19 protein-coding genes are annotated in these 24,872 nt (G+C 61.6%); 12 read left to right on the top strand and 7 right to left on the bottom strand.

Annotated features, from left to right (window positions below):
* The first annotated feature begins 632 nt into the window (after positions 1 to 632).
* From EJB06_RS30010 to EJB06_RS30000, 3 genes are all read left to right on the top strand, one after another.
* On the top strand, positions 633 to 2,939 hold the full coding sequence (locus tag EJB06_RS30010; protein ID WP_126077697.1) for an ATP-dependent nuclease: 2,307 nt from the start codon (positions 633 to 635) through the stop codon (positions 2,937 to 2,939).
* A complete protein-coding gene (locus EJB06_RS30005; protein ID WP_126077696.1) occupies positions 2,932 to 4,887 on the top strand; it encodes a UvrD-helicase domain-containing protein in 1,956 nt (651 codons plus the stop codon). Before EJB06_RS30010 ends, EJB06_RS30005 begins: the two co-directional genes overlap by 8 nt.
* A 434-nt stretch (positions 4,888 to 5,321) precedes the next feature.
* On the top strand, positions 5,322 to 6,836 hold the full coding sequence (locus EJB06_RS30000) for a YifB family Mg chelatase-like AAA ATPase (RefSeq protein ID WP_126077695.1): 1,515 nt from the start codon (positions 5,322 to 5,324) through the stop codon (positions 6,834 to 6,836).
* Here EJB06_RS30000 and EJB06_RS29995 read toward each other — a convergent pair.
* Together EJB06_RS29995 and EJB06_RS29990 are read right to left on the bottom strand one after the other, a co-directional pair.
* Positions 6,775 to 7,308 (bottom strand): hypothetical protein, encoded by a 534-nt coding sequence (locus EJB06_RS29995; RefSeq protein ID WP_126077694.1) that lies wholly within the window; start codon positions 7,306 to 7,308, stop codon positions 6,775 to 6,777. The genes EJB06_RS30000 and EJB06_RS29995 overlap by 62 nt on opposite strands.
* 98 nt (positions 7,309 to 7,406) lie before the next feature.
* Positions 7,407 to 10,139: a TonB-dependent receptor gene (locus EJB06_RS29990; protein ID WP_126077693.1), complete on the bottom strand. Its 2,733-nt coding sequence runs from the start codon at positions 10,137 to 10,139 to the stop codon at positions 7,407 to 7,409.
* A gap of 715 nt (positions 10,140 to 10,854) precedes the next feature.
* Between EJB06_RS29990 and EJB06_RS29985 the strand changes: the two genes are divergently transcribed.
* The 8 genes from EJB06_RS29985 to EJB06_RS29950 all read left to right on the top strand — a co-directional run bounded on the left by EJB06_RS29985 (position 10,855) and on the right by EJB06_RS29950 (position 18,084).
* A complete protein-coding gene (locus EJB06_RS29985; protein WP_126077692.1) occupies positions 10,855 to 11,664 on the top strand; it encodes a metallophosphoesterase in 810 nt (269 codons plus the stop codon).
* A 149-nt stretch (positions 11,665 to 11,813) separates the two neighbouring features.
* Positions 11,814 to 12,677: a class I SAM-dependent methyltransferase gene (locus tag EJB06_RS29980; RefSeq protein WP_126077691.1), complete on the top strand. Its 864-nt coding sequence runs from the start codon at positions 11,814 to 11,816 to the stop codon at positions 12,675 to 12,677.
* 37 nt (positions 12,678 to 12,714) lie between these two features.
* Positions 12,715 to 13,260, top strand: coding sequence for a hypothetical protein (locus EJB06_RS29975; RefSeq protein WP_126077690.1), 546 nt, complete (start codon positions 12,715 to 12,717; stop codon positions 13,258 to 13,260).
* Positions 13,229 to 14,521: an MFS transporter gene (locus EJB06_RS29970; protein WP_126077689.1), complete on the top strand. Its 1,293-nt coding sequence runs from the start codon at positions 13,229 to 13,231 to the stop codon at positions 14,519 to 14,521. Before EJB06_RS29975 ends, EJB06_RS29970 begins: the two co-directional genes overlap by 32 nt.
* The gene (locus EJB06_RS29965; RefSeq protein WP_126077688.1) at positions 14,518 to 15,255 is read left to right on the top strand and encodes an ABC transporter ATP-binding protein; all 738 of its coding nucleotides are present in this window, start codon (positions 14,518 to 14,520) and stop codon (positions 15,253 to 15,255) included. Before EJB06_RS29970 ends, EJB06_RS29965 begins: the two co-directional genes overlap by 4 nt.
* Complete coding sequence (locus EJB06_RS29960) at positions 15,255 to 16,808, top strand: hypothetical protein (RefSeq protein WP_126077687.1); 1,554 nt, start codon at positions 15,255 to 15,257, stop codon at positions 16,806 to 16,808. Before EJB06_RS29965 ends, EJB06_RS29960 begins: the two co-directional genes overlap by 1 nt.
* 86 nt (positions 16,809 to 16,894) lie before the next feature.
* The gene (locus EJB06_RS29955; RefSeq protein WP_126077686.1) at positions 16,895 to 17,239 is read left to right on the top strand and encodes a DUF1840 domain-containing protein; all 345 of its coding nucleotides are present in this window, start codon (positions 16,895 to 16,897) and stop codon (positions 17,237 to 17,239) included.
* Positions 17,239 to 18,084 carry an alpha/beta hydrolase gene (locus EJB06_RS29950; protein ID WP_126077685.1) on the top strand — a complete coding sequence of 282 codons (846 nt, stop codon included), beginning with the start codon at positions 17,239 to 17,241 and terminating at the stop codon, positions 18,082 to 18,084. Before EJB06_RS29955 ends, EJB06_RS29950 begins: the two co-directional genes overlap by 1 nt.
* Here EJB06_RS29950 and EJB06_RS29945 read toward each other — a convergent pair.
* The 4 genes from EJB06_RS29945 to EJB06_RS29930 all read right to left on the bottom strand — a co-directional run bounded on the left by EJB06_RS29945 (position 18,069) and on the right by EJB06_RS29930 (position 22,572).
* Positions 18,069 to 18,581, bottom strand: coding sequence for a DUF3455 domain-containing protein (locus EJB06_RS29945; protein WP_126077684.1), 513 nt, complete (start codon positions 18,579 to 18,581; stop codon positions 18,069 to 18,071). The two genes, EJB06_RS29950 and EJB06_RS29945, sit on opposite strands and share 16 nt — an antisense overlap.
* A gap of 359 nt (positions 18,582 to 18,940) precedes the next feature.
* Positions 18,941 to 20,560 (bottom strand): phosphoethanolamine transferase, encoded by a 1,620-nt coding sequence (locus EJB06_RS29940; protein WP_229427353.1) that lies wholly within the window; start codon positions 20,558 to 20,560, stop codon positions 18,941 to 18,943.
* Positions 20,561 to 20,651: 91 nt separating this feature from the next.
* The gene (locus EJB06_RS29935; RefSeq protein WP_126077683.1) at positions 20,652 to 21,896 is read right to left on the bottom strand and encodes a sensor histidine kinase; all 1,245 of its coding nucleotides are present in this window, start codon (positions 21,894 to 21,896) and stop codon (positions 20,652 to 20,654) included.
* Positions 21,883 to 22,572 (bottom strand): response regulator transcription factor, encoded by a 690-nt coding sequence (locus EJB06_RS29930; protein ID WP_126077682.1) that lies wholly within the window; start codon positions 22,570 to 22,572, stop codon positions 21,883 to 21,885. The genes EJB06_RS29935 and EJB06_RS29930 overlap by 14 nt, the downstream gene beginning before the upstream one ends.
* 116 nt (positions 22,573 to 22,688) lie before the next feature.
* Between EJB06_RS29930 and EJB06_RS29925 the strand changes: the two genes are divergently transcribed.
* Complete coding sequence (locus tag EJB06_RS29925) at positions 22,689 to 24,050, top strand: sodium-dependent transporter (protein WP_126077729.1); 1,362 nt, start codon at positions 22,689 to 22,691, stop codon at positions 24,048 to 24,050.
* On the opposite strand, the gene EJB06_RS29920 is transcribed toward EJB06_RS29925, so the two are convergent.
* Complete coding sequence (locus tag EJB06_RS29920; protein WP_126077681.1) at positions 24,047 to 24,643, bottom strand: hypothetical protein; 597 nt, start codon at positions 24,641 to 24,643, stop codon at positions 24,047 to 24,049. The genes EJB06_RS29925 and EJB06_RS29920 overlap by 4 nt on opposite strands.
* Positions 24,644 to 24,872 lie beyond the last annotated feature (229 nt).

The following is a 24,872-nucleotide window of genomic DNA, read 5'->3' as shown; positions in this document are numbered from 1 at the left end:
GTCGAACGCCTGTTCCAACGCGCTTGCGTCCAGCGAGCGAAGCGCCTTTTTGAACGAGATCTTGGGATACGGCCGCCCCTTCTTCGGAATGGCCTCGGTCATCGGCCATGCTGTACAGCAGTCAATACGCATTAAGTTATTGCTGTGAAAACCACATACTAAATAGATTCACGCTCATTATCACTTTCATGCATAGCGAGAAAAAATCGGGATGGTGAAATTCAATTCGCAATGCCTTTTCCTAGAACTACAAGCACGTCTTCTCTTCACGCATTCCCGCATGGAAATCCGTACAAGATAATCTTGACGTAGATTTCTGCAACTAAAATGACTTCATCATCTTCGAGTAGTGATAAGTTTTTCCACTCCAACCTCGGTATCAGTTATGAAGCCCAATGTCAAGGAGATCGAAAAATATCGGTCTCCCGCACACAAAATAGAAAAACAACAGCCTGTTCGAAAAGTGTAGTTTACAACCTCAGATGTTGAGCGCAGAATAACTAAATTAGAGGCAATCCCATCAAGAAATTTGAGAATTTTTCAAATCCGATTTTGTCCGGCAGCGGCTTAAATTAATGCTTCTCATGATAAATATATTAGTCAATTAAAATAAAAAATTAGGAGATATTTTCGTGCACCTTCATTCATATCGCTTAAAAAACTATCGACGGTTGAAGGATGCTCATATTGAGCTGGCTGACGACATTTCAATATTTGTAGGTTCTAATAACAGCGGAAAAACGTCAGCAACTCAAGCCATCCATGCATTCGTCACAGGAGGAAGGGATCGTCTCAGCCTCTATGATTTCAGCTCTACGTGCTGGAAAACTTTCGACGAGGCTGCAAATATCAACCTAGCCGCGAATATCCCCGAGGGTTTTGCACTTCCAAGCATAGACCTTGACCTCTGGTTCGAGGTTGACGCGCCGGACCTCTATCTAGTAATTCCCTTGCTTCCAAGTACAGCGTGGGAAGGAACTAAGGTTGGCATCCGAATCTCTCTGACCGCTCGAAGTGCTACTAATCTTATTCAAAACTATCAAGAGGCGAAGGCCAAAGGGACTGAGCGAGCTGCGCAGCTCCCCCTCGATTCGCAATATGTTCCCTGGCCTCGTTGCATGACAGACTATCTCCAGCGCAATTTCAAGAGCGAATATGAGTTACGCTATTTCATATTAGACCGCAGCCAATTTGATGAGAATTTTTGCGAAATCGGCAAGTATGTTCCCGATGAATTAGGTGGGGAACCAGGCGGCGGGGCGATTTTAAAATCGCTTATTCATATAGACAACCTAGGGGCTCAGCGGCACCTTACTGATCCTAACCCTGAAGCTGGCGCCAGATCGGAAGATCTGTCTAAACGACTGAGTCGTTTCTACAAGCGCAACCTAAATCAGCGACAAGACGATCACACTGCACTTAAGGCATTATTCGAATCAGAACAAGCGTTAAATCTTCATCTAGATGGGGTATTTAAACCCACGCTAGATAGGCTCGCCAAGCTTGGTTACCCGGGAATCAATAATCCGCGACTGAAGATTATGTCGGCCTTAGACCCCGCCCACGTCATGAGTCAAGACGCACGGGTCCACTATCAGATAGGTGAAGGCGAGGACATCACGACACTTCCCGACAGTTATAATGGGCTTGGTTTCAAAAATCTGATCTATATGGTTGTGGAGATTCTTGATGCGCAAGCTAGGTGGGCGGCTATGGAAAATCGCCCTCCGCTGCACCTGATTTTCGTAGAGGAGCCAGAGGCCCATCTGCACGCTCAGCTCCAACAGGTATTCATCCGAAATGTTCTTGAGCTTTTGAAAGTAGAGGGTGACGATGGTAGTATTTTCGGTAGTCAAATGGTCATCACTACTCACTCGCCACATATCCTATACGAGCTAGGCTTCAAGCCAATCCGTTATTTCCGACGTAAGAACGTCGGCAACGAGCAGATAACGGAAGTCCTGAATTTATCCGCGTTTTATCAGGCACAACCAGATGATCGTGACTTCCTAGAACGATATCTTAAACTGACTCACTGCGATCTATTTTTCTCAGATGCAGCTATCCTCGTTGAAGGCAATGTTGAGAGATTGCTCCTACCCATAATGATTCGGAAGGTCGCAAAGCCTCTCCGATCAGCTTGCTTATGCATTTTAGAGGTCGGCGGCGCCTTTGGCCACCGTTTCCAATCGCTTATTGAATTTCTGGGTCTTACGACCCTGATTATTACAGACATTGATAGCGTCACCCTTGTGACACCGGCGGCCGACGATGCCATAGATGAAGAGGAAGTCGAGGAATTCTATGTTCCAGTCGACGCAGACGAAGAGGCCGCTATTCATTTCCAGAACAATGCTCCATTGGGGAAGCCTGTGGTCCCAGTGCCGAAGAAAAAATACGGCAAGGCCTGTTTGCCCAGTAAACCGGGCGCTGCGACGTCGAACCAAACACTCATTAAATGGCTTCCTGGAAAGCGCACTATAGAAGAGTTGCGTAACGCATCGGAAGCGGACAAGACTAAAGTGCTTGGAGACGATGCGAAGGTTCGCGTCGTCTATCAAATTGAACGAGCCATTACTTGGAACGGGGCGACTGAAACCCTCTGCGGGCGTACACTAGAAGAGGACTTTGGTCTCGAAAACCCGGCATGGTCGCAAGCCATGTCGAGGAAGCCTCTGGGCCTGATTGTGAAAGGAGGAGCTGCGGGTCCTGTCGCGCTTGCCCAAGCTCTTCATGAGAAGGTTTCCCGAAAAAATTTTGATAAGACGAAATTCGCTCTCGCGGTTCTAACTGAAGACGAGCTTGCGTGGAACGTTCCTGCTTATATCCGCGATGGACTTGTTTGGCTGAAGGACGAAGTGCGGATTGAACTTGAGGCCGTTCTTCCTGAGCCCCTTCTCATCGCAGAAGACGTCGTGATAAGGGGCGAACATGAGTAGCCGGGCGAATAAGCCGGACACGCAGGCCGACATTGAACTACGAGACTGCCTTGGAAATATTCCACCGCGCAGCTTTATAATGAAGGCTGGTGCTGGCTCCGGAAAAACTACTTCCCTCATCAAGGGCCTTTCATCAGTCATTCACATGCACGGAAGCAGGCTGAGGAAGACGCGTCAGCGAGTTGCCTGTATTACTTATACTGAGATTGCAGCCGGAGAGATATGGAGGGACGTGGGCAGTGACCCCCTAGTTCACGTCTCGACAATCCACAGCTTCATGTGGCTGCTAGTTAAGCCATTTCAGAACGACATTCGTGTCTGGGTATCTAGACGCATCGTGGAAAAAATTGAGGCGCTTGAAGGAAAGCAGAAAGACTATGGTCCTAGGGTTCAACAGCGCACGAAGGACAAAGATACTCGAGATTTAGAGCGCCTTCGTCGACAGTCGGGGAGGATCGCGGCGGCCAAAGTGTTCCGGTATGGAACTGGCAGCAACTACGCAAAGGGCATTCTGGGACATGATGATATTCTGAAACTCGTGCCCCATCTTATTGCCGAACACCCTCGCTTCCGAACTCTTTTCGCGCGCCAGTTTCCATTTGTATTCGTGGACGAGAGCCAGGACACTACTACCGAGATCGTCGAAGCTTTAAAGACTGTTGAGCGTGAACCCGGCGTTACATTTTGTCTGGGTTTTTTTGGCGATCCGATGCAACGAATCTACGCAACGGGGTCTGGACAGGTTGAAGCAGGCGCCAAGTGGGCTGACATTCCGAAGCCAGAGAACTTTCGGTGCTCAACGAAAGTTCTGAATCTTGCGAACTCCATTCGCCGTTCTGGTGATGACCTCGTTCAAACCCTTGGTCAGCGTCTAGGTCCTGATGGCATCGTTCCAACCCCTGAAGGTTCGGCACATCTTTTCATTCTACCTGCGGACGACACGCGGGACGCAAATTTGATTTTGGTACGCGAGTGGATGGCGGCGCAAACCGGAGATAATTATTGGCGACCAGGGGATGATGACCAAGAGCGAGTAAAGCTTCTCGTTATTGTTCACCAGATGGCCGCACGACGCTTGGGATTTGGAGACCTCTACGCAGCGCTCAATTCCAAGGCTCCGTCAGCATTCAAAGATGGATTTCTAGACGGTTCCGCGTGGCCAATTTCTCCATGTGTAAAATTTTTGATCCCCATCGCTATCGCTCACAACCGTGGTCGACAGCTTGATGTGATGCAACTGATCCGAGCTTACTCCCCCCTTCTCGACAAAGATTCCCTTGTCGGGGTGAGCGTCGCTGAGCGACTTAAAGAATTGGGCGATCTGGTTGCTTCAATCTCAGCAGGTATCGCTGGGAATTCGGGCGCAACGATCGGCGACCTTCTGAAACAGGTACATAACTCTGAGTTACTAGTCCTCGACCCATCGTTGGTTTCGTACCTCGATCCGAATGCACCTGTGCCTATGCTGCCCGATTCAAACGAGACCAATGACATTGACGACGACGTTGACGAAGACGATGAATCAGGCAAGGAATTGGCCGCAATGGATGCTTTTTTAGCGTGTCCTGCTAACCAGCTGTTGGCATACCACACCTATATTTCGGAACGTTCACCTTTTTGGACTCAGCAAGGCATAAAAGGGGCCGAATTCAATAGAGTGCTTGTCGTCTTGGACGATGCCGAAAGTACTCACTTCCAGTTCTCCTACGAAAAATACCTAGGTCTAAAAGAACTCTCAGATACCGACCGAAAACACATTGCCGCAGGCGAAGAAACAACTGTGGATCGAACGCGCCGACTATTTTATGTGAGCTGCACAAGGGCGTTGAAAGACTTAGCGGTCGTTCTCTTCACGGCAGATGTTGAGCAAGCAAAGGTACATATACGTCAGCTTGAACTTTTTGAACCTGAGGCGATTCACACGGCAGCCGTCTTACTGGGAGCATAGGCAATTCGCGTTCGTATGATTGTGCGACAGAGTATCCGAGTGCAAGTTTGGACAGGGGCAGGCTAAATCGAATTCAGCCATGGCAGTGCTAGCAGGGATTAAAAATTTGAATGCATCATATGGCTTTACATTAGTAGCGGGCGATCGGCACTTTTGATAGGATACTTTATCCTAGGCACCAATGGCTGTGGCGCGAAAATACGCAAGTTGGGAACGGTACTAGCAACGTTAAGTTCTATCAAGTAGTGCAGTTTGACGGGCTGAGATCGACGATTCTGCAGAAAGCCGTATGAGGCTGAGCTTGTGCTTGCATCGAGCAATGCCGGCCAGAATGCCCACATCGGCGATCCTCGCGCGCACCTTTGGCTCGCATCAAACGGAACAGGCACGGCAGGCTGCACCATCGGCGCTTCCACGCATTCATCAGGAATCCCATGAGCCTCGCCGTCTTACGCAGCCGCGCCCTGGCCGGCATGGAAGCGCGCGCTGTCAGCGTCGAAGTGCATCTCGCTAACGGCTTGCCGAAGTTCACCATCGTCGGCCTGCCCGACGCCGAAGTGCGCGAATCGAAAGACCGCGTGCAAGCCGCCCTGCAAAACGCCGGCTTCCAGATCCCGGCGCGCCGCATCACCGTCAACCTGGCCCCGGCCGACCTGCCCAAGGAATCGGGGCGCTTCGACTTGCCGATGGCGATCGGCATCCTGGCCGCCTCCGGCCAGATTCCGTCGCGCGGACTGGAACGCTACGAGTTTGCCGGCGAACTGTCCTTGTCGGGCGAGCTGCGCCCGATCCGGGGCGCGCTGGCGATCACCTTTGCCATGCAGCGCGAAGCCGGCGGGCATCGCGGCTTCATCCTGCCGCAAGCCAATGCCGACGAGGCGGCGCTGGTGGCCGAGGCCGTCATTTATCCGGCCGCCACCCTGCTCCAGGTATGCGCCCATTTTGCCGCCAGCGACGACGCCTGCCGCCTCGCCCGCCACCAGCCGCGTGCGTTCGCCCACCTGCCCGTCTATCCGGATTTTTGCGATGTCAAAGGCCAGCGCTCCAGCAAGCGCGCGCTGGAAGTGGCGGCGGCGGGCGCCCACAGCGTGCTGATGGTCGGTCCGCCCGGCGCCGGCAAGACCATGCTGGCCTCGCGCTTTCCCGGTTTGCTGCCGCCCATGAGCGACCAGGAAGCGCTGGAATCGGCGGCGGTGCAGTCGCTCACCGGCGGCTTTTCGGCGGACAACTGGAAGGTGCGGCCGTTTCGCAGCCCGCATCACACGACTTCCGGCGTGGCCCTGGTGGGCGGCGGGGCGGTGCCGCGCCCTGGGGAAATTTCGCTCGCGCATTACGGCGTGCTGTTCCTCGACGAATTGCCCGAGTTCGACCGGCGCGTGCTGGAAGTGCTGCGCCAGCCGATGGAATCGGGCCGGGTCACGATCTCGCGGGCGGCGCGCCAGTCGGACTTTCCGGCGCGCTTTCAATTGATCGCGGCGATGAACCCCTGCCCCTGCGGCTTCCTCGGCCATCCATCGGGCAAGTGCGATTGCACCAGCGACGCGGTGCTGCGTTACCAGGGCCGCATTTCCGGGCCGCTGCTCGACCGCATCGATATCCAAATCGAAGTGGCGGCGCTGCAGCCGGACACCCTGCTGGCCGATGCCGACGGTGAACCGAGCAGCGCCATCGCCGCGCGCGTGGCGCTGGCCCACCAGCGCCAGCTGGCGCGCCAGGGCAAGCAGAACCAGGCCTTGATGACGGGGGAAGTGGAACGGCATTGCCGGCCAGATAAAGCAGGCGAGGCGGTGCTGCGCAAAGCCATGCTGCATCTGAACTGGTCCGCGCGCGCTTATCACCGCGTGCTGAAAGTCGCGCGCACCATCGCCGACCTGGCCGACGCGCGCGTTATTTTGGCCGACCACGTTTCGGAGGCGATCCAGCTGCGGCGGGGGCTGCGCGAACCCTGACGCCGGCGTTCTGCAATTGATCGGCAATGCTGTTCAAGAGCGGCAGATAGACGGCCGCCGAATAATCCTTCGGCGCAATGGCGTCGAAGCGTGTGAAGAAATCGATCCCGGCGCGCGTCATTTCGGTCAAATACGCGCGCTTCCTGATTTTCTTCCTGACGAAGTCATGGCCGTCGCTAAACACATGCAGGCGAATCCATTCCTTGTCGACGTGCCCGACACTGAAGGTGACGGGCTGATCGGGAAAGCCAGTCTTCCAATCCTTGCCGTCGAGGAGATCCGGCAGGCCATCGGCGATGTAGGGCCATAGCCAGTTGATATCGTCCCATAGCGTCTCATCCAGGAGAATGAGGCCGTCCAGACTAAGGACCAGTGCGCCTCCGACATAATCGCTGTCGTCGACACGTCCCGTCCATTCCTCGATGGGAATAAACGCCTGTCCTTTTTTTAGAACAGTTTTTACAGTAAACATAGCGAGGCATCGTGTGGACAAAAAAAACCGGAGCCGCCGCCGCCTCACCCCGCAGGGTGGACGGCAGCCGCTCCGGCTGCGGTCCTGCTAACTGGCAATTAGAACGTGTAGCGGCCTGCCAGGGTGAAGTAACGGCCAACCGCGCCCGTCTGGTGCAGCGACGGGTTGTAGTTGATGCGGCCGTAGGTCTGCACGTCCAGCGGTGCTTTCTTGTTCAGCAGGTTGCTGATCGATGCGGTCAGCTCGAAGTTTTTCGAGACAGCCCATTTGCCGAAGGTGTCGAGCGTGGTGAACGCAGCGATACGGCAGCCCAGCAGCGGCACGTCGTTTTCGTCCACGTCCAGGCACTCGCCGCCAACCTGGTTGGTGTTGCTGATGCTGCTGACGTAGTTGACGTTGCCGGTGACCTGGAACGGACCATTTTCCCAACCGAGGGTGAAGCGCACCTTGGTCTTCGGCGTACCGCCGTTGCCCGACAGGTTGATGTCGCCGTGGGTGCCGGCGAATTCCAGTTTCGTGCCGTCGGCATTGGTACGGGTGAACTCTTTCATGTAGGTCACGGTCACGCCCGAGGTCAGCTTGCCGTTGGCGCCCATGTTGTAGCGGCCGCGCAGGTCGAGGTCGACGCCCGAGGTCTTGGTTTCACCAGCGTTCAGGTACGGTGCCTTGACCATCAGGATCTGGCCTGGCAGGTTCGGGAAGTTGGTGGTCGGCTCGCCGCGCACGATTTCCGCGTCAGGGTAGCCGGCTGGGTTGTCGACCACGGCGCCAGGATCGGAACCGTTGATTTCACCCGTACGCACGATCTGCCACAGGTCCAGCGACAGGTTCACGTTCTTGATCGGTTCCAGAACCAGGCCCAGGCTGTAGCTCTTCGACTCTTCCGGCTTGATGTTCTTGTTGCCGATGGTGATCGCGCCGACCGATTGGGTCGAGCAGTCGAGCGCCAGCTTGGTGACCGGGCAACGGATCGGATCGTTGGCGATGTTGGTGAACGCCGCTACCGCGCTGTCGCCGTTTTCGGCGGCGCTCGGTGCGCGGAAGCCTTCGGCGTAGGTACCGCGGAATGCCATGGTCGAGGTCGGAGTGAACTTGAAGCCGACTTTCGGCGTCGTCGAACGGCCATAATCGGAGTAATCATCGGAACGCAGCGCGAACTGCAGTTCCACCGATTTCAGCACTGGCACGGCCAGCTCGGTGTACAGCGCGGTCACGTCGCGCGAACCCTTCGATGCCGAATAGCCGAGGCCGGCGATATCGTTGGTGTCGGTGAACGGGGTTGCCTGGCTGTCGGTTTTTTCCTTGCGGTACTCGGCGCCGACGGCGATGCCCATCTTACCGCCAGGCAGTTCCATCAGTTCGCGCGAGGCCTTGAAGTCGAACGAGGTGCTCTTCGTGGTGCCGGTGTTGAACAGGGTTGGCGATACCAGCGCCAGCACTTCAGGCTTGTTGACAACGCCCTTGCCGATGCGGAAGGTGCCGTTATTGAGCGCCGTGCGCAGCGCGCTGGTGCGGTAGTAGCCGTTCTGCGTCTTGTCGGTCTTGCTTTCTGCGTACAGCACGCCGGTGTCGTAATCCCAGTCGGCAACGGTGCCTTTCACGCCCGCAAGGACGCGGGTGACCGTCGTTTCCATGTCGGAAGCGCGGGGACGCGATGCGTCGACCCAGCGCGGACGTGCCGCCACGCCCAGGATGTTGTCCGGGTGGTTGGCAGGCATCAGCAGCTGGTCGGGACCCGAACCGGTGTTGTTCACGCGGGCATTGACCAGGTCGAAGCCGGCGCCGGTCAGGCCGGATGGGGTGGTGTAGGTTTTCGCTTCCGATTTGAACACGCCGACTTCGGTGTAGGCGCGGGTGTTTTCACCCAGGGCCAGGGTACCGCGGGCGAACACGTTCAGGTTTTTGGTTTCTGGCTGGATGGTGGCGAAATCGACCGGATCCCACAAGCAACCACCACGGGTGTTGTCGTGCGCGGTACCGCCGGTTGGATCGAGGTTGATCGGATCGCAGCTGCCTGGCAGGTTGGTGACGTTGCCGTTAGGCGCGCCTGCGGCGTTGACCGGACGCAGGGTACCGAGGAAGCTGCTGCCGCCCGCGTTACCGGCGCTGGTGTGGCCGGCGCGCTGGTCACGGCCGCCCCATGGACGCGCATCGGCCTGGCCCAGCCACTTGTCGCGGCTGTTCTGGTCGATCCGCTTCTGTTGTTTCGCGTCGACCGTCATGAAGACGTTGTATTTTTCTTTTTCCAGGTCGCCGAAGCCGATCGCGCCCGAAATGCTGTTCACGTTGCCGTCGCGCTCGCCGGAGATGCCGGTGCTGGCGGAAATGGTCTTACCAACATAGTTCTGGCGCAGGATCACGTTGACCACGCCGGCGATCGCGTCCGAACCGTAAATGGCCGATGCGCCGTCTTTCAGGATGTCGATGCGATCGACCGCGTCGAGCGGGATCGAATTCAAGTCGACGAAGCTGCGCTGGCCGTCATCGCCGAAGCCGTAAGGCGCGGTGCGGCGGCCGTTGATCAGGACCAGGGTCGAGCTCACGCTCAGGCCGCGCAGGGACACGCCCGATGCGCTGCCGGCGAAGCCGTTGGTGAAGGAACCGCTGATACTGCCATTGTTGTCGGCGGAAATGCTGCGCACGACTTCGGCAATCGAGGTCTTACCGGTCTGCTCGATGTCCTTGCGGCTGAGCGTCTGGACTACCGAGATGGTTTCCGCTTCGGCGCGCTTGATGCTCGAACCGGTAATTTCCACCTTCTGGATGCCGTCGGCCGCGGTCTGCGCATTGGCCATCTGCATGCTCAGCGCCATGCCGCCGCCAATAAACATCACACGAATCGACCGCGACAATTTTGTCTCCACCATCATTGCAAAGCTCCTCATTTTGTAAGTAGTTGAACCGTTATGCTCTCGTGAGGCAAAACGGCCACCGATTATTTATATTTGTAATCGTCTCTCGGACGTGTGCACGAGATTTGCCGGAAATTCAAATCCTCGATCACATATATAACCATTACGTACTCTTTCCTGTCAATTATTCATCTTGTACATATATCTAGAAAACAACAATTGGTGCCGCAGCCCTGCTTGCCTTCCTTTCGCACATGCACTAATCGGGTGCGGAAAGACTGCGCGATACGTCCCACATCGGCGACGTTCGCCGTCAGTTGGCGACAATTAGCGCGGCTGCGCCTCCCTGGTGCAGGCGCCATCTTGCCCTTTCGATAAGCCTCATTTTCGCCGGAGCTGCGTTCGTTAAGATTCCCCTAATTCGCGCCCATTAGACGAAAAGTAAATACCCCATTCGCTCCGGGGTATCCAAACAATGGCGCTGCGCGCATTTACAGCGCCGTTTTACAGCGCCTGGTTTATTACCTGAACGGGGGATTGCGGCACTCTCCGGAGCAGCGCGCCGAAGGGGGAAAAACAGCTGTTTACCGCTCCCCGGCCCTGTTGCAAATGCGGGTAAGGAGCAGTGCGCCGGGTTCCGGCCCTGCGCCCGATAGGCTAGTATGAACGCATCGCCGCTTCGATTCGCCGTTCCATGCGCCTGCTCATCCTTTCCGACCTGCATCACGAACTCTGGCGCGACGATGCGCCGCGCATCGACCCGGCCCTGAGCCGGCCCGATGTCGTCATCCTGGCCGGCGACATCGATACCGGCGCCAAAGCGGTGAGCTGGGCGGCGCGCAACTTCGCCGGCTTGCCGGTGCTCTACGTGCATGGCAACCACGAAGGCTACGGCCACAACCTGGACACCGTGCAAGCCGAATTGCAAGCGGCCAGCGAAGCGTCCGGCAATGTGCACTTTCTTTCCTGTGACGAAAAAATCATCGGCAATGTGCGCTTCCTGGGCGCCACCTTGTGGACCGATTTCCGCCTGTTCGGCGACGACGACCGCCAGGCCGCCATGCGCGAAGCCGAGGCGGTGATGAACGATTACCGCCGCATCCGCCTGGCCGGGAAAAACTACCGCAAGCTGCGCGCGGCCGATACCGCCACCTTCCACGCGCTGCAGGTGGCCTGGCTGCGGATCCGGCTTGCCGCGCCCTTCGACGGGCCGACGGTGGTCGTCACCCACATGGCGCCGTCGCTGCAGTCGGTGTCGGAGGACTACGCCACGTCGCGCTTCTCGGCCGCGTACGCCTCGCGCCTGGATGCCCTGGTCAGCCAGGCCGACCTGTGGGTGCACGGGCATATGCACGATCCGGTCGACTACACGATCGGCAAATGCCGGGTCGTGTCGAACCCCTGCGGCTACAAAACACGCAGCGGCGGCACCGAAAACGCCCGCTTCGATCCCTGCTTCATCGTCGAGCTTGACGAGCGCCCCAAAGCTCCATTAGTGCTCTAAAGCATCACGCGAAAGCGGTTTGCACAATTGCATGCGCGGAAGATTTCTTGGTGTTAGTATGCACATCGGGCACGGCGCCGGACCGGTGCGGCCCCCGTGCCCGCCCAGCATCCGCCAGCGGCCCGACAACCTAGCCGGAGGACCTGATCTTGGTTCAAGCCACGCCGTTGCGCATTTCTCCTTTGTTGGCCGTCCAGGGCCGTGAACACGATCTGGACTATGCGCCGGCGCCCTGGGTGCTCAAGCAATGCGCCGAGACCGACATCATCTTCCTGGCCAATCCGCCCGCCTACGAGGAACTGAGCGAAACCTACGCCTACGAAGTGACCTTCAGCAAGGAATCGGCCGCGCGCAAAAAGGCCGAGCCGATCCGCTACGCTTTCAGCACCATGCTCAAGCGCTTTCGCGCAAAAGTACTCAAGCGCAACAAGGTGCTGGGCATCCTGAACCAGCTGATCGCCGCCTCGCCGTCGGCGCGCATCAACGTGCTCGACGTCGGCTGCGGCTGGGGCGAGCTGCTGCAAACGCTGATGACCTCGCTCCCGCCAGCCCTGCGCGGGCGCGTCGCGCCGCACGGGGTGGAAATTTCGCGGGCGTTGTCGACCCTGTCGGACGACAAGCTGCGCCCGCTCGGCGGCCGCTGCGTGCACGCCTCGGCCCAGGAAGGCGTGCTGCGCTTCGAGGAAGATTATTTCGACGTGATCGTCATGGCGTCCTACCTCGAACACGAAGCCAGTCCCTTGGCCGTGCTGGAAAACTGCCGCAAGCGGCTCAAGGCGAACGGCACCATCATCGTCAAGGTGCCCAACTTCGCCTGCTACAACCGGATGATCCGCGGCCCGCGCTGGAGCGGCTTTCGCTGGCCCGACCACGTTAACTATTTCACGCCCAAGACCTTGCGCGCGATGGCCGCGCGCGCCGGCCTCGATGTGGTGCGCATGAGCGCACTCGACACCACCCCCTTCAGCGACAATATGTATGCCCTGCTGCGCACCAGCAAGGCGCAAGCATAGCGCTCAAGCCGGCGCGCATTCCTGCTAACATTCAGGAATGCGAACCTCTTCTTTCAAGCCCCTCCTACTCTCCCTGCTGGCCGGCGTTACCCTGGCCGCGTGCAGCCCCCAATTCAACTGGCGCGACTACAGCAGCCAGGATGCGCCCTTCCGCGTGATGTTCCCCGACAAGCCGGCCACCCATGCGCGCGATGTCGACCTGAACGGCATGACGGTCAAGATGACCATGACGGCGGCCCAGGTCGAAGGCATCATGTTCGCCGTCGGCAGCGCCGAAGCGCCCGACGCCGACAAGGCCGAAGCGGCGGTCGGCGCCATGAAGACGGCGCTGGTGCGCAATATCGGCGCCACCATCCGCAGCGAAAAGCAGGGCAAGTCCTCGGCCGCCGCCGGCAGCGCCAGCGCGCGCGCGAGCGCGATCGACATCGACGCCGCCGGCACGCAGAAAGGCACGCCGATGCGCCTGGTCGGCCACTTCGAGTCGCGCAACAAGCGCTTTTACCAGGTCATCGTGATGGGTCCGGAAAAAAAGATCTCGCAAGACCAGGTGGATATGTTCATGTCCTCGTTCAAGCTGCAGTGAGCGCGCGATTAACAGCCTGACTGCGACCCTGTCCGGCGCCCGCGCCGCGCGCGTCTTCCTGTGCTTTGCACTGGGCTACCTGCTGTCGTACGCGCTGCGGGCGGTCAACGCCGTCATCGCGCCGGCCCTGGTGGCCGACATGGGCTTGTCGAACGCCGACCTGGGGCTGCTGTCGTCGGCCTATTTCGTCAGCTTCGGCGCCATGCAGCTGCCGCTCGGCGTGTGGCTCGACAAATACGGCGCGCGCCGCACCGAGTCCGCCCTGCTGCTGTGCGCCGCCCTGGGCGCCGCCGTATTTGCGAGCAGCAGTTCGCTGGCCGGCCTGTGGCTCGGGCGCGCCCTGATCGGGATCGGCGTGTCGGCCTGCCTGATGGCCGCCTTCAAGGCCTACCGCCAGTGGTTCCCGGCCGAGCGCCAGAGCCAGCTGGCCAGCTGGATGCTGGTGGCCGGCACCTCGGGCGCGCTGACCGCCACCGTGCCGGTGACCATGGCGCTGCCGGCGCTCGGCTGGCGCGGGATTTTCTGGGTGGTGGCAGCCCTGCTGCTGGCGGTCGCCGGCGCCATCTTCTTTTCGCTGCGCGGGGTCGAGCGCCAGTTCGGCGGCGGCGCGGCCAAGGGTGGCCCGGTGGCCGCCGATGGCGGCTACCGGCGCATCTTCGGCAGCGCCTATTTCTGGCGCATGGGCGTCCCGGGCCTGCTCGTGCACGGCATTTTCTTTGCGCTGCAAACGCTGTGGGCCGGACCGTGGATGACGACGGTGCTGGGCAAAAGCACGCAGCAGACCGGCCGCATCCTGTTTGCGTTCAACCTGGTGCTGCTGCTGTCCTACCTGGCGCTGGGCTGGGCCGCGCCGCGCCTGGTGGCGCGCGGCTGGAACACGCACCGCATCATCGGCATCGGGATCGGCGGCATGGTGCTGGCGCAGGCGGCCATGCTGGCCACCAGCGCGCCCTCGGCCTGGCTGCTCTGGCTGCTCCTGGCGGCCTGCGTGCCGGTCACCACCCTGGTGCAGTCGCACGTCGCGCTGGCCTTCCCGGCCGCGCTGGCGGGCCGCGCCAACGCCGCCTACAACCTGCAGCTGTTTATCGGCGCCTTTGCCACCCAGTGGGGTTTCGGGGTGGCGGTCGACCTGTTCAAGGCGCACGGGATGCCGGCGCCGGACGCCTTTCGCGCCACGCTCGCCATCGCCATCGTGCTGCAGGCGGGCGCACTGGCGTTCTTCACCTTCAACCGCGCACAAGCCGACACATCGACCTCATGAATCCAGACAGCGGCGACGCCCTCAAGCTCACGGCATTGAGCAAACACTTCGGCCGTCCGGCGGTCGACCAGCTCGACCTGACGGTGCGGCGCGGCGAGCTGTATGCCCTGCTCGGCCCCAACGGCGCCGGCAAGACCACCACCTTGCGCATGGTGGCCGGCCTGCTGGCGCCCGACGCCGGCCGCATCGAGGTGTTCGGCGCCGACCTCGGACGCGACCCGGCCGCGGCCAAGCGCAGCATGGCCTACCTGCCGGACGATCCGATGCTGTACGCCAAACTGAAACCGACCGAGTACCTGGAATTCGTGGCCGGCCTGTGGGGCATCGAAGCCGATGAGGCCGAGCCGCGCGCGCGCCGCCTGCTCGACTGGCTCGACCTGAGCGCGCACGCGCACGAACTGACCGAAGGCTTTTCGCGCGGGATGAAGCAAAAGCTCGCGCTGGCCGGGGCCCTGATCCACGAGCCGCGCCTCTTGATCCTAGACGAACCGCTGACCGGCCTCGACGCGGCCGCCGCGCGCCAGGTCAAGGACCTGCTGCTGGCCCACGTGGACGGCGGCGGCACCGTCATCCTCACCACCCACATCCTGGAAGTGGCCGAGCGGCTGGCGCAGCGCATCGGCATCATCGAACACGGGCGCCTGATCGCCGAAGGCACGCTCGATGAGCTGCGCGCCCGCTCCCAGGGCGGCACGCTGGAAGACGTGTTCCTGCACCTGACGGGGAAAGGCTGATGGCGCGCGCCGGCAGCGCCCTGTGGCTGCTGCGGCACGAACTGCGCTTGGTCCTGTTCCACCTGCTGGGCATGCGCAAGGAGGCGGCCACCACCGGCATCGGCAAGAAGACCGTCGCGGTTTGGCTGATCCTCGGCGCGCTGATGCACGGCTTCGCGTACATGGTGCTCGCCAACGCCAGGATGGCTGCCGGGCCGCCGCCCTATGCGCTGCTGCAGACGGTCAGCGTGCTGATGATCGGGGTGTTCACGATGATGATGTCGAGCGGCCTGAATGCCAGCGTGACGGCGCTGTTCGAACGGGGCGACCTCGACCTGTTGCTGTCTTCCCCCATCCCGTCGCGCAGCGTGTTCAGCGTGCGCCTGGCGGCGATTGCGGCCGGCAGCGCCGCGCTGTACCTGTTCTTCCTGGCGCCGTTCGCGCATGCCGGCATCGTGCTCGGGCAGTTGCGCTGGCTGGGACTGTACCCGGCCATCGTCGGCCTGACGCTGGTGTCCTCGTCGGCCTCGATGCTGCTGACCCTGGGCCTGGTGCGCTCGCTGGGCGTGCGCCGCACGCGCGTGACGGCGCAGGTGCTTGGCGCGCTGTCCGGGGCGGCGCTGTTTCTGCTGGCGCAGGCATCGAACAGTCCGTTCGGGCCGGCCTTGCGCGGCATCGTCGGGCGCCTGGCGACCCTGTCCGGAAGCGGCGCGGCGCAGGACGCCGGCAGCCTGGCCTGGCTGCCCGCCAGGGCGGCGCTGGGCGAACCCTTGCCGGCGCTGCTGCTGCTCGCCGCCGGGGCCGCGGTGTTCGTGCTGACGGTGCGCCTGGCCCATGGTTTTTTCGTGCGCAGCGTGCAGCAGGCGGCCGGTGCGGTGCGGGTGGCCAGGGCGCCGGCCGCCGGCATGCGCTTTCGCTTCGGGCGCGGCCTCGCGCGCACCGTCATGGTCAAGGAATGGCGCCTGATCTGGCGCGACCCGCAGCTGATCGCGCAGGTCGGCCTGCAACTGCTGTACCTGCTGCCCCTGCTCGCGCCGCTGCTGTTCGGCCGCACCGTCTCGCTGCCGGCGGTGGCGGCGGCGCTGGTGTTCCTGTGCGGCTCCCTGAGCGCCTCGCTGGGCTGGATCGTGATCGCGGCGGAAGACGCGCCCGACCTGCTGCGCGCCGCGCCGTGCAGCCAGGGCACGATCCGGCGCGCCAAGCTGGCCGCGGTGGCGCTGCCGCCGCTGGCGGTGGCGCTGCTGCCGCTGTGCTGGCTGGCGCTGCGGCAGCCGGCGGCGGCGTGCGCCATGCTGCTCGCCTGCGCCCTGTGCGCCTTCCACTGCGCGCTGGTGGTGGCCTGGTGCAGCCGGCCGGCGGCGCGCGGCGACTTCAAGCGGCGCGGCAAGTCCAACCTGACGTCCACCGTCTTCGAACTGCTGAGTTGCGCCGGCTGGGCGGGTATGGCCTTCACCCTGGTGCTTGGCGTCGTCGATGGCTGGAAACCGCCGGTGGTGGTCGGGTCGGTCATGCTCGTCCTGCTGCTGATTGCCTTCGCGGCAACGGCGCGCTTTTTCCGGGTGAAACCGGCTTGAGCCGGCGCACAGGAGACCCCGGAGCACGACCGGAAACGCCGGTTCGTGTTATCGTTTCACCATGCACGCATAATTAGAAAGTTCCTATGTTAATTACCTTCACCTCCAAAGCAGCATCAGAAGTCTTGATGTACAAGGAACACGCAAAACGCATCCTCGACCTCCTCCATAAAGATGTCGACCAGGGCGTCATTACGGCGGCGGAAGCACCGCATGCCTTGCAGGTTCTCGAACAGGAAATCGCCGAGAGCCGCCAGCATGCGGTCTCCGAAGACGTCGAGCGCGATGTGCATGCGCATCACAACGACGACGGCGACGACGCCAACCACGAGCAGATCGAGCAGGTCAGTTTCTCGACCCGCGCTTACCCGCTGGTGGAAATGCTGCGTGCGGCCAAGGCCGGCGGACACGACGTCGTCTGGGGCGTGTAATGCCGCCGCTGGTGGCGCAACAGAGCCACCAGCTCGCCGCCGCCGACGGCACCCTGCTCCATGTCAGCGACTACCTGCTGCCGGCGTCGCCGCTGCGCGGCAGCGTGGTGATCATGCACGGCCTGGGCGAGCATGGCGGACGCCATCGCCACCTGGCCGCCTTCTTCAACGAATGCGGCCTGTCGGTGCGCTGCTACGACCATCGCGGCCACGGCCGTTCGGAAGGCAGGCGGGGCGACGTCATCAACGGCGATCCGCTGCTGCAGGATGCCGAAATCGTTATCGACGAGTTTGCCAGGCGCTTTCGGCGGCCGCCCTTCCTGTTCGGCCACAGCATGGGCGGACTGTTCGCCGCGCGCTTCGCCCTGTCCGGCGTTTCGCCCTTGCGCGGGCTGATCCTGTCGTCGCCGGCGCTGGCCCTGCGCCTGTCGCGCCTGCAACTGCTGCTGCTCGATACCCTGCATGCGCTGGCGCCATCGCTGGCGGTGCCGAACGGGCTGCCGCCGCGCTTTCTGTCGCACGATCCGAAGGTGGTGGCGGCCTACACGGCCGATCCTCTGGTGCACGGCAAGATCAGCGCGCGCCTGATGCGCTCGATGCTGCGCTCGATCGCGTATTGCCACGCGCACGCCGGCAAGCTCGGCATGCCGGCGCTGTTGCTGGCGGCCGGCGACGACCATCTGGTCGACCCGGAGGGCGTGCGCCGCTTCGCCGCGCACTTGCCGCCCGGCCTGGCGCAGCTGCATGTGTACGACGGCTTGTATCACGAAATTTTTAACGAGCTGGACGCGGCCCGCCCATTGGCGGACCTGCGCGCCTGGCTGGCTGCTCAGGAAGCCTTGTAGAACAGGTAATCGGCTTCGTACCTGACCATTTTCTTGGCGCCCAGGTTGTCCGCGCCGCAAGCGTCGGCCGGGGCGATGCCGCCCTTGGTATGCATGCGCTGGATATAGGTGATGCCGCTCATGGCACCGCTGCCGGTGGACGGGGCCGCCTGCACCAGTTGCAGCGGAATCGAGGCGGCGTTGGCCGACGGGCTCACGCCGAGCTGCTTGCCGCCGACCTTGCTGCCATCGTTCGCTTCCCAGGTCGGGCCGGCGTAGTATTTGCCGATCGCGGCCTTGCTGGTTTTATCGTACAGGACGGCGGTGGGACCGGCGAACACCCACTCGTGGGCGCCGGGGGTGCCGGCCTTGGCCTTGCATTCATAGGCCAGCTCGCCCGTGCCGAGCACGGTCAGGGCCAGGGTGTGGCCGGCCGGGACGGCGATCGGCGCCGGGTCGGCGGCAAACGAGCTGGACGACAACAGGACGGCAATCAGGCCAACGGAAATACGTTTCATCGGGTTCTCCCAGGTGTGGTACGGCCGAGCAACATGCGCGGCACACAGCGATATACGCAAGACGGCCCTTGCCGGATTCAAGAAAGTTGAACACTTGCATTCCGGACGGGCAGGCGCTGCCGCTCGATCAGCAGTCCATACAATATACGGACCATCAGGCAGCTCCACCACATCGACCATAAGGTGTGCGTGAGAAAGTGCGCACCGCGCAGTTGCTGCACCCAGCCAAGGGCAAAACCGCAACAGAGCATGGCGGCGCCGCACACGGCAGGGCCTGCGCCAGCATCAGGCCGAGGTCGGTGCAGGCGTTGATCCAGGCGATGACGCATGCGCTGCCGGCCAGCGCGAGGTCAAGCCGCTTATGCCTCATGCGTGCACGGGCCGACAATGTCGAGGCCGGGATTGTAGACGGCGGTGGCGATGCGGTGCATGCCCAGCACCGAGTGAAACACATTATCGTGCGAGAACGGCTGGCCGGTGCGGGCCGTCAGGCAGCGCTGATCGATTTCGTAACGCGAGCGGAAGCCCTCCGACAGCCACAGCATGAACGGCACGGCGCGCTGTTCCAGCGGAGAAATCACATACGGTGCGCCGTGCAGGTACAGATTGTGTTCGCCGAGCGATTCGCCGTGATCGGAGAAATACAGCATGGCGGTGTTGACCTGCTCCTTCTCGCCGCTGGCCTTGAGCAATTCGATGGCCTGGTTGAGGACGTGGTCGGTGTACAGGATCGAGTTGTCGTAGGCGGCCACGATCGATTCGCGCGAGCACGATTCGAGCTGGTTGGTCCGGCATACGGGGCCGAAGCGCTGGAAGGCGGCGGGCGCGCGCTTCCAGTACGCGGGGCCATGGCTGCCCTTCTGGTGCAGCACGATGACCAGGTCCTTGCGCGCATTGCGGATCAGCTCGGGCAAGCCGTCGAGCAGGCGCTCGTCATCGCATTCGCCGCCGGCACAGGCCGACAGGTCTTCGTACTGGACGCGGTCGCAGGCGCCCTTGCAGCCGGAATTATTGTCGCGCCACAGCACGCCGAAGCCGGCATGCGATAGCACGTCGAGCAAGCCTTCCTGCGCATGGGCCTTGTCGTCGGCATAATTTTCCCGTCCCAGGGAGGAAAACACGCAGGGCACCGACACGGCGGTGGCCGTGCCGCAGGATTGGACGTCGGTAAAATTGAGCAGGTCGGGCTGGCGCGCCAGTTCGGGATTGGTGACGCGGGCGTAGCCGTTGAGCGAAAAATTGGCGGCGCGCGCCGTTTCGCCGACCACGATCAGGGTGACAGAACGCCGGCTATTGCCGCTTGCGCCGGCGTGCCGGGTGGCATCCATGCCCAGCGGCGCGACCACCAGCGCCTGCGCGCGCTTCTGTTTGACGTAGCCGTTGATGGCCTGGATGTAATTCGTCGGCGCCAGCAGGTAACGCAGTTCGCGGTGTTCGCGCAGGGCGGGCGCCAGGCTTTTGAAGAACAGGAACAGCAGGATCGCGGCCGCCAGCAAAGAGCCGCCGATATTGGCGGCCTGCAGCACCAGCCCGCGCTTGCCCGCGCAAAAGCGGACCTGGGCGCGGCAGACCAGCACCGAAGGCACGATTCCCAATAAACCGATGGTCAGGATCAGCTTCCAGTTGAGCAGTTCGAAGGCTTCGTGGACGTCGGTTTCCAGCAGGTTCTGGATCATCGACTTGTCGATCGCGGTGCCGTACTCGTTCATGAAGTAGTACGTGGCCGAGGTCGCCATGAACAGCACCACCAGCACCGGTTTGACGATCAAGCGAAAATTGATCAGGTTCAGGCAGGCATTGAACAGGAGCACCAGCAAGGCGAAACTGCCCAGGTGCAGCGGCAGCTGCGACAGGCCGAGGCCGCCGGTGGCGCTGAAGAACGTGCGCCAGAAGTTGCCGTTATAGGCCGCCAGCAGGAAGACCGAGGCGCCCAGGATGAGCAGGGAAGCGTGGATGCGCGGTGCGGTGTTCAATCTCAACAGAATCTCCAGGGTCGGCGGCGCCGCGCGGCAAGGCGGCACACGCTGGCGAAGATACCGGCCTGGACATCAAGCCCGCGTCAAGCGGGCGTTAAGATTCTGTTAAAGCGCGATGGAAGCGGATTTCGACGATGCTGCCGCCGCCCGCGCGTTCGCTGAACACCAGCGTGGCGCCGAGGTACTCGCAGATGCGCCGCACCAGGGCCAGGCCGAGGCCCGCGCCTGCGGAACCCTTGCCCGCCGCCGCGCCCTGCTGCGGATCGAAGCTGGCGCGCACCGCCAGGGGCAGGCCGGGGCCGGTATCTTCCACCAGCACCGCGCCAGCGCCGAGCCGGACCACGACGTCGCCCTGCGCCGTGTACTGGCAGGCATTGCGGATCAGGTTGCCGATGGCGGCGACCAGCAGTTCGGGCGGGGCGGCAAGGGAAAAGGCGGGGCCGCCGAGGAAACGCAGCGCGACCGGCTTGCCGGCCACCAGCGACTGGCAGCGTTCGGTTTCGGCGCGCGCCAGCTGCTCGACGCTGGTGACGGGATGGGCGATGCGGTCGCGCGAGCGCGCCAGGGTCAGCAGCACGTTGACGCAGGCCGACGCTTCGTTGGCGGCGCGCAGGATGCGCTCGGCCGCGGCGGCGGTGGCGGGATTGGCATCGTGCTGGGCGACGATGATCTCGGCGGCGCCCGTGATGACGGTCAGCGGCGTGCGCAATTCGTGGCTGACGTCGCCGGTGAACAGGCGCTCGCGTTCGAGATAGGTGCGCAGTTCGCTGGTGTGGGCGGCAAAGGCGCGCGCCAGCACGCCGAGTTCGTCGCCGCGCTCCAGCAGCGGCAATTCGACGGAACTTTCGCGCACCGCCGTTGCCAAAGCGGTAATCGGGGTGACGAAGCGGCGCCCGATGAAGCCGCCCAAAAACAGGGAAAACAACATGATGCCGAGGAAACCGAGGCCGAACATCGAATATACGACCAGTTCGATCTTCTCGTAATCGCTTTCGTGGTCGACCACGACGTAGGGACCGGTATCGTCCTTGCCGGCGAGGACGTGCAGGCCGACGCCGTCGACGTGCACTTCGCCGACGCCTTGCGGCAGCGTGCGCAGCGGCAGCGGAATGGCGTCGCCGTGGTGGAAGCTCAGGCCGGCGGGCATGGCGACCGGCAGGCCGGCGGCATGGCGCGGTACCGCCCAGGCGGCGGCCTCGGCCAAGCGGTTATCGACCAGTTGCACCTCGATCCCTTCGACCGCCGCGATGGCGATGGCCGCCAGGAACACGGAGGAGCCGAGCGCGAACAGCAGGTAGGCGACGGCGATGCGGCGGCGCAGGGAATCAGGCGGGGTCATCTGTGCTCACCAGTTTGAAGCCGAGGCCGGGCACGGTGCGCAGCATGGGGACCGGAAAGGGTTTGTCCAGGGCCTGGCGCAGGGCATGGATGTGGGTGCGCAAGGCATCGCTGTCGGGCCGGTCGTCGCCCCAGACGGCTTGCTCGATCACGGCGCGCGGCACGACCCTGGGCGAGGCGCGCATCAGGCAGGTGAGGATGGTGTAGCCGGTTTTGGTCAGGGCCAGCGGGAGGCCGGCGCGCGCGGCTTCGTAGGTGCCCGTATTAAAGCTGAGTTCACCCACGCGCAGGATGGCGGCCCCGGCGACGGCACCGCTGGCGCGGCGCAGCAGGGCTTTCAGGCGGATGTCGAGCTCGACCAGGGAAAATGGCTTGACCAGGTAATCGTCGGCGCCGCTGTCGAAGCCGGCGACCTTGTCCTGCAGCGTGTCGCGCGCGGTCAGCATCAGGACCGGAATGTTGCTGTTGAGTTCGCCACGAAGTTTCTGGCAGAGTTCCAGGCCGGTCAGGCCGGGCAGCATGACGTCGAGGACCACGACGTCATAGGTGTTTTGCGCGGCCAGCGCCAGGCCGGCATAGCCGTTGGCGGCCGAGTCGAGGATGTATCCCTTGGGTTCCAGGAAACCGTAGAGGTTGGCCACGATGTCGGGATTGTCTTCGATGATGAGGATGCGCATGGGACTATTCTAGTGCACTGCGCCGGTTGCGGCGGGACCGGCCGGCGGCGGCTGCGGCGACAGTATGTTGCCAACTGCTACAATCACTGCCTTTTTCGATTTGGCAGATTGCAGCAATGACTCAGGATTCCATCAAGCGCGGCGGCTTCAGTTCCAGTTTCGGGGTATTGGCGGCAACACTCGGCTCGGCCGTTGGACTGGGCAATATCTGGAAATTCCCCTATCTGACGGGCGCGAACGGCGGCGCCGGCTTTTTGCTGATCTATGTGCTCGCCACCCTGGTGGTCGGCATCCCCGTCATGATCGCGGAAATCACGATGGGGCGCGCGGCAAAGGCCAATCCGATCACCGCGCTGCAGCGGTTAAATCCCGGCAAAGCGCCGTGGTGGCTGATTGGCGTGGCAGGCATGGCTGCGGCTTTCCTGATCCTGTCGTTCTATTCGGAAGTGGTCGCATGGGTGTTTGCGTATGTCATCAAGGCCATCGACGGTTCCATTCTCAGCAGCGAGCGGCGCGTGGCGGAAAGCGCCTTCGGCGCGCTGATCGGCGATCCGGTGCAATCGCTGCTGTGGCAATGGTTTGTGCTGGCTTTTATCGGCGGCATTTTGCTGCTGGGCGTGACCAAGGGCATTGAAGGGCTGACCAAGAAATTAATGCCGGTCCTGTTCGTACTGCTGCTGTTGCTGTGCGGGGTCAGCCTGTCGCTGGACAAGGCCGCCGACGGCCTGGCGTTCCTGCTGCGCCCGGAGTTCAGCAAAATCAGTGCTGGCGTGGTGTTGACTGCAATGGGCCTGGCGTTTTTCAAGCTGTCGCTGGGGATGGGAACGATGATGACCTACGGTTCGTATTTTCGCGACGATCAGAATATTCCGCAAACAGCCTTGCGGGTCATGGCCGCCGATCTGTGCGTTTCCATGCTGGCGGGGATCGCGATCTTCCCGGCCGTCTTCACCTTCGGATTCGAACCGTCGGCCGGTCCCGCGCTGGTGTTCATGACGATTCCCGCCGTGTTCTCGCAGATTCCGGGTGGCCACCTGCTGATGATCGTTTTCTTTGTGCTGGCGGCGGTCGCGGCGACCGGAGCGATGCTTTCGCTCATGGAAGTGCCGGTGGTGATTTTGCATGAGCGCCTTGGCATGAGCCGTCCGAAAGCGACCTTGATCACGATTGCCTGCCTGATGCTGCTCGGCTCCACGTGCGCGCTGACGAATAACGTGCTGGCCGGCGTCAAGGTGTTCGGCCTGAATCTGTTCGACCTCTTCGATTTCGTATCGTCGAATATCCTGCTGCCGGCGGGAGGCATCCTGCTCGCGCTGTTTGCCGGCTGGGTATGGGGTGCGGATCGGTTCAACGATGCCATCTCCAACAAAGGCACGCTGTCGAACGCGGCGACCGCGCGCGTGGTGCTGTTTTTGCTGCGCTACGTGTCGCCCTTGCTGATTTTGCTGGTCATGCTCAAAGGCTTGAACGTCTTTTAAGCGGCGCGAAAAGCGCTGCCGAACAAGCGTACCAGGCATGCGCTCAAGCTGCAAAGGGCGGGATTGCGCGCGTACTTGCCGCGCGGCTGCGGGCCGACGGTGCCGTCGCACATCGCACGCGCGAAGCGCGTGTTCACCTTGCGTTCCTCCGACGCGGGCCGGAAGCCGGCATCGGTCGAGATTGCACCGATGCTGAACTTGCTGCGCCCGTGTTTTTTGCCGTAACGATGGAGATGGAGGTTGACGCTGTCGTTGATCAGCAGCGTTGCTTCACGCAAGTTGTCGAAGACCAGCAACTCGATGGAGCGGACCGCGTCCGGGGCAAGCAGGGATGCCAGCCGCTGCAATTCAGTTTCCAATCGCATATTTCCCCCCAGCTCGACGCCGTTGGAATCGATCGCGCCATTCTCGACATACACCTTGAAGCCGAGCTCGATGGCGCAGCCCGCGAAACGGTAAGGCTTTTCGTACAGTTGGTCGTCGCTATCGCCGACGCAGTCGAAACCATGTTCGATCAGGGTCGCGCTGGAAAAATCAGGCAAGCCGAACAGTGCCGGGCGCGTTACCAGTCCCTCTTCGATATAGATGCGCATGAGTTCCGCAACGGAACAGTGCAGAAGGGGGGCGATCTGATGTGATTTTCTGGAATGCACGTGTCTCTTCTTTCAGCTGTTCTCGCTAGCGAGACTGCCCCATCGCGTGTGTGAAGGCGCTCCAGCCGGCCATGATCTCATCTGGATCAACATCCTGCATCCGGTCGCAGAAAAAATCGGGATTGATGCAAAAACGCGGACGAAAAAAAACCCCGGTTTGCACCAAGCG

It is taken from the genome of Massilia atriviolacea (assembly GCF_003953935.1).
GTDB lineage: Bacteria > Pseudomonadota > Gammaproteobacteria > Burkholderiales > Burkholderiaceae_D > Telluria_A > Telluria_A atriviolacea.
Note: the sequence above shows the minus strand (reverse complement) of the source record. Positions and strands in the feature narration are given on the sequence as shown.

What these genes read in the sequence shown, in the direction of transcription:
- EJB06_RS30005 (WP_126077696.1), top strand. Translation starts at nt 2,932, where the DNA reads ATGAGTAGCCGGGCGAATAAGCCGGACACGCAGGCCGACATTGAACTA.
- EJB06_RS30000 (WP_126077695.1), top strand. Translation starts at nt 5,322, where the DNA reads ATGAGCCTCGCCGTCTTACGCAGCCGCGCCCTGGCCGGCATGGAAGCG.
- EJB06_RS29995 (WP_126077694.1), bottom strand. Translation starts at nt 7,308, where the DNA reads ATGTTTACTGTAAAAACTGTTCTAAAAAAAGGACAGGCGTTTATTCCC.
- EJB06_RS29990 (WP_126077693.1), bottom strand. Translation starts at nt 10,139, where the DNA reads ATGTTTATTGGCGGCGGCATGGCGCTGAGCATGCAGATGGCCAATGCG.
- EJB06_RS29985 (WP_126077692.1), top strand. Translation starts at nt 10,855, where the DNA reads ATGCGCCTGCTCATCCTTTCCGACCTGCATCACGAACTCTGGCGCGAC.
- EJB06_RS29975 (WP_126077690.1), top strand. Translation starts at nt 12,715, where the DNA reads ATGCGAACCTCTTCTTTCAAGCCCCTCCTACTCTCCCTGCTGGCCGGC.
- EJB06_RS29965 (WP_126077688.1), top strand. Translation starts at nt 14,518, where the DNA reads ATGAATCCAGACAGCGGCGACGCCCTCAAGCTCACGGCATTGAGCAAA.
- EJB06_RS29960 (WP_126077687.1), top strand. Translation starts at nt 15,255, where the DNA reads ATGGCGCGCGCCGGCAGCGCCCTGTGGCTGCTGCGGCACGAACTGCGC.
- EJB06_RS29955 (WP_126077686.1), top strand. Translation starts at nt 16,895, where the DNA reads ATGTTAATTACCTTCACCTCCAAAGCAGCATCAGAAGTCTTGATGTAC.
- EJB06_RS29950 (WP_126077685.1), top strand. Translation starts at nt 17,239, where the DNA reads ATGCCGCCGCTGGTGGCGCAACAGAGCCACCAGCTCGCCGCCGCCGAC.
- EJB06_RS29945 (WP_126077684.1), bottom strand. Translation starts at nt 18,581, where the DNA reads ATGAAACGTATTTCCGTTGGCCTGATTGCCGTCCTGTTGTCGTCCAGC.
- EJB06_RS29935 (WP_126077683.1), bottom strand. Translation starts at nt 21,896, where the DNA reads ATGACCCCGCCTGATTCCCTGCGCCGCCGCATCGCCGTCGCCTACCTG.
- EJB06_RS29930 (WP_126077682.1), bottom strand. Translation starts at nt 22,572, where the DNA reads ATGCGCATCCTCATCATCGAAGACAATCCCGACATCGTGGCCAACCTC.
- EJB06_RS29925 (WP_126077729.1), top strand. Translation starts at nt 22,689, where the DNA reads ATGACTCAGGATTCCATCAAGCGCGGCGGCTTCAGTTCCAGTTTCGGG.
- EJB06_RS29920 (WP_126077681.1), bottom strand. Translation starts at nt 24,643, where the DNA reads ATGCGCATCTATATCGAAGAGGGACTGGTAACGCGCCCGGCACTGTTC.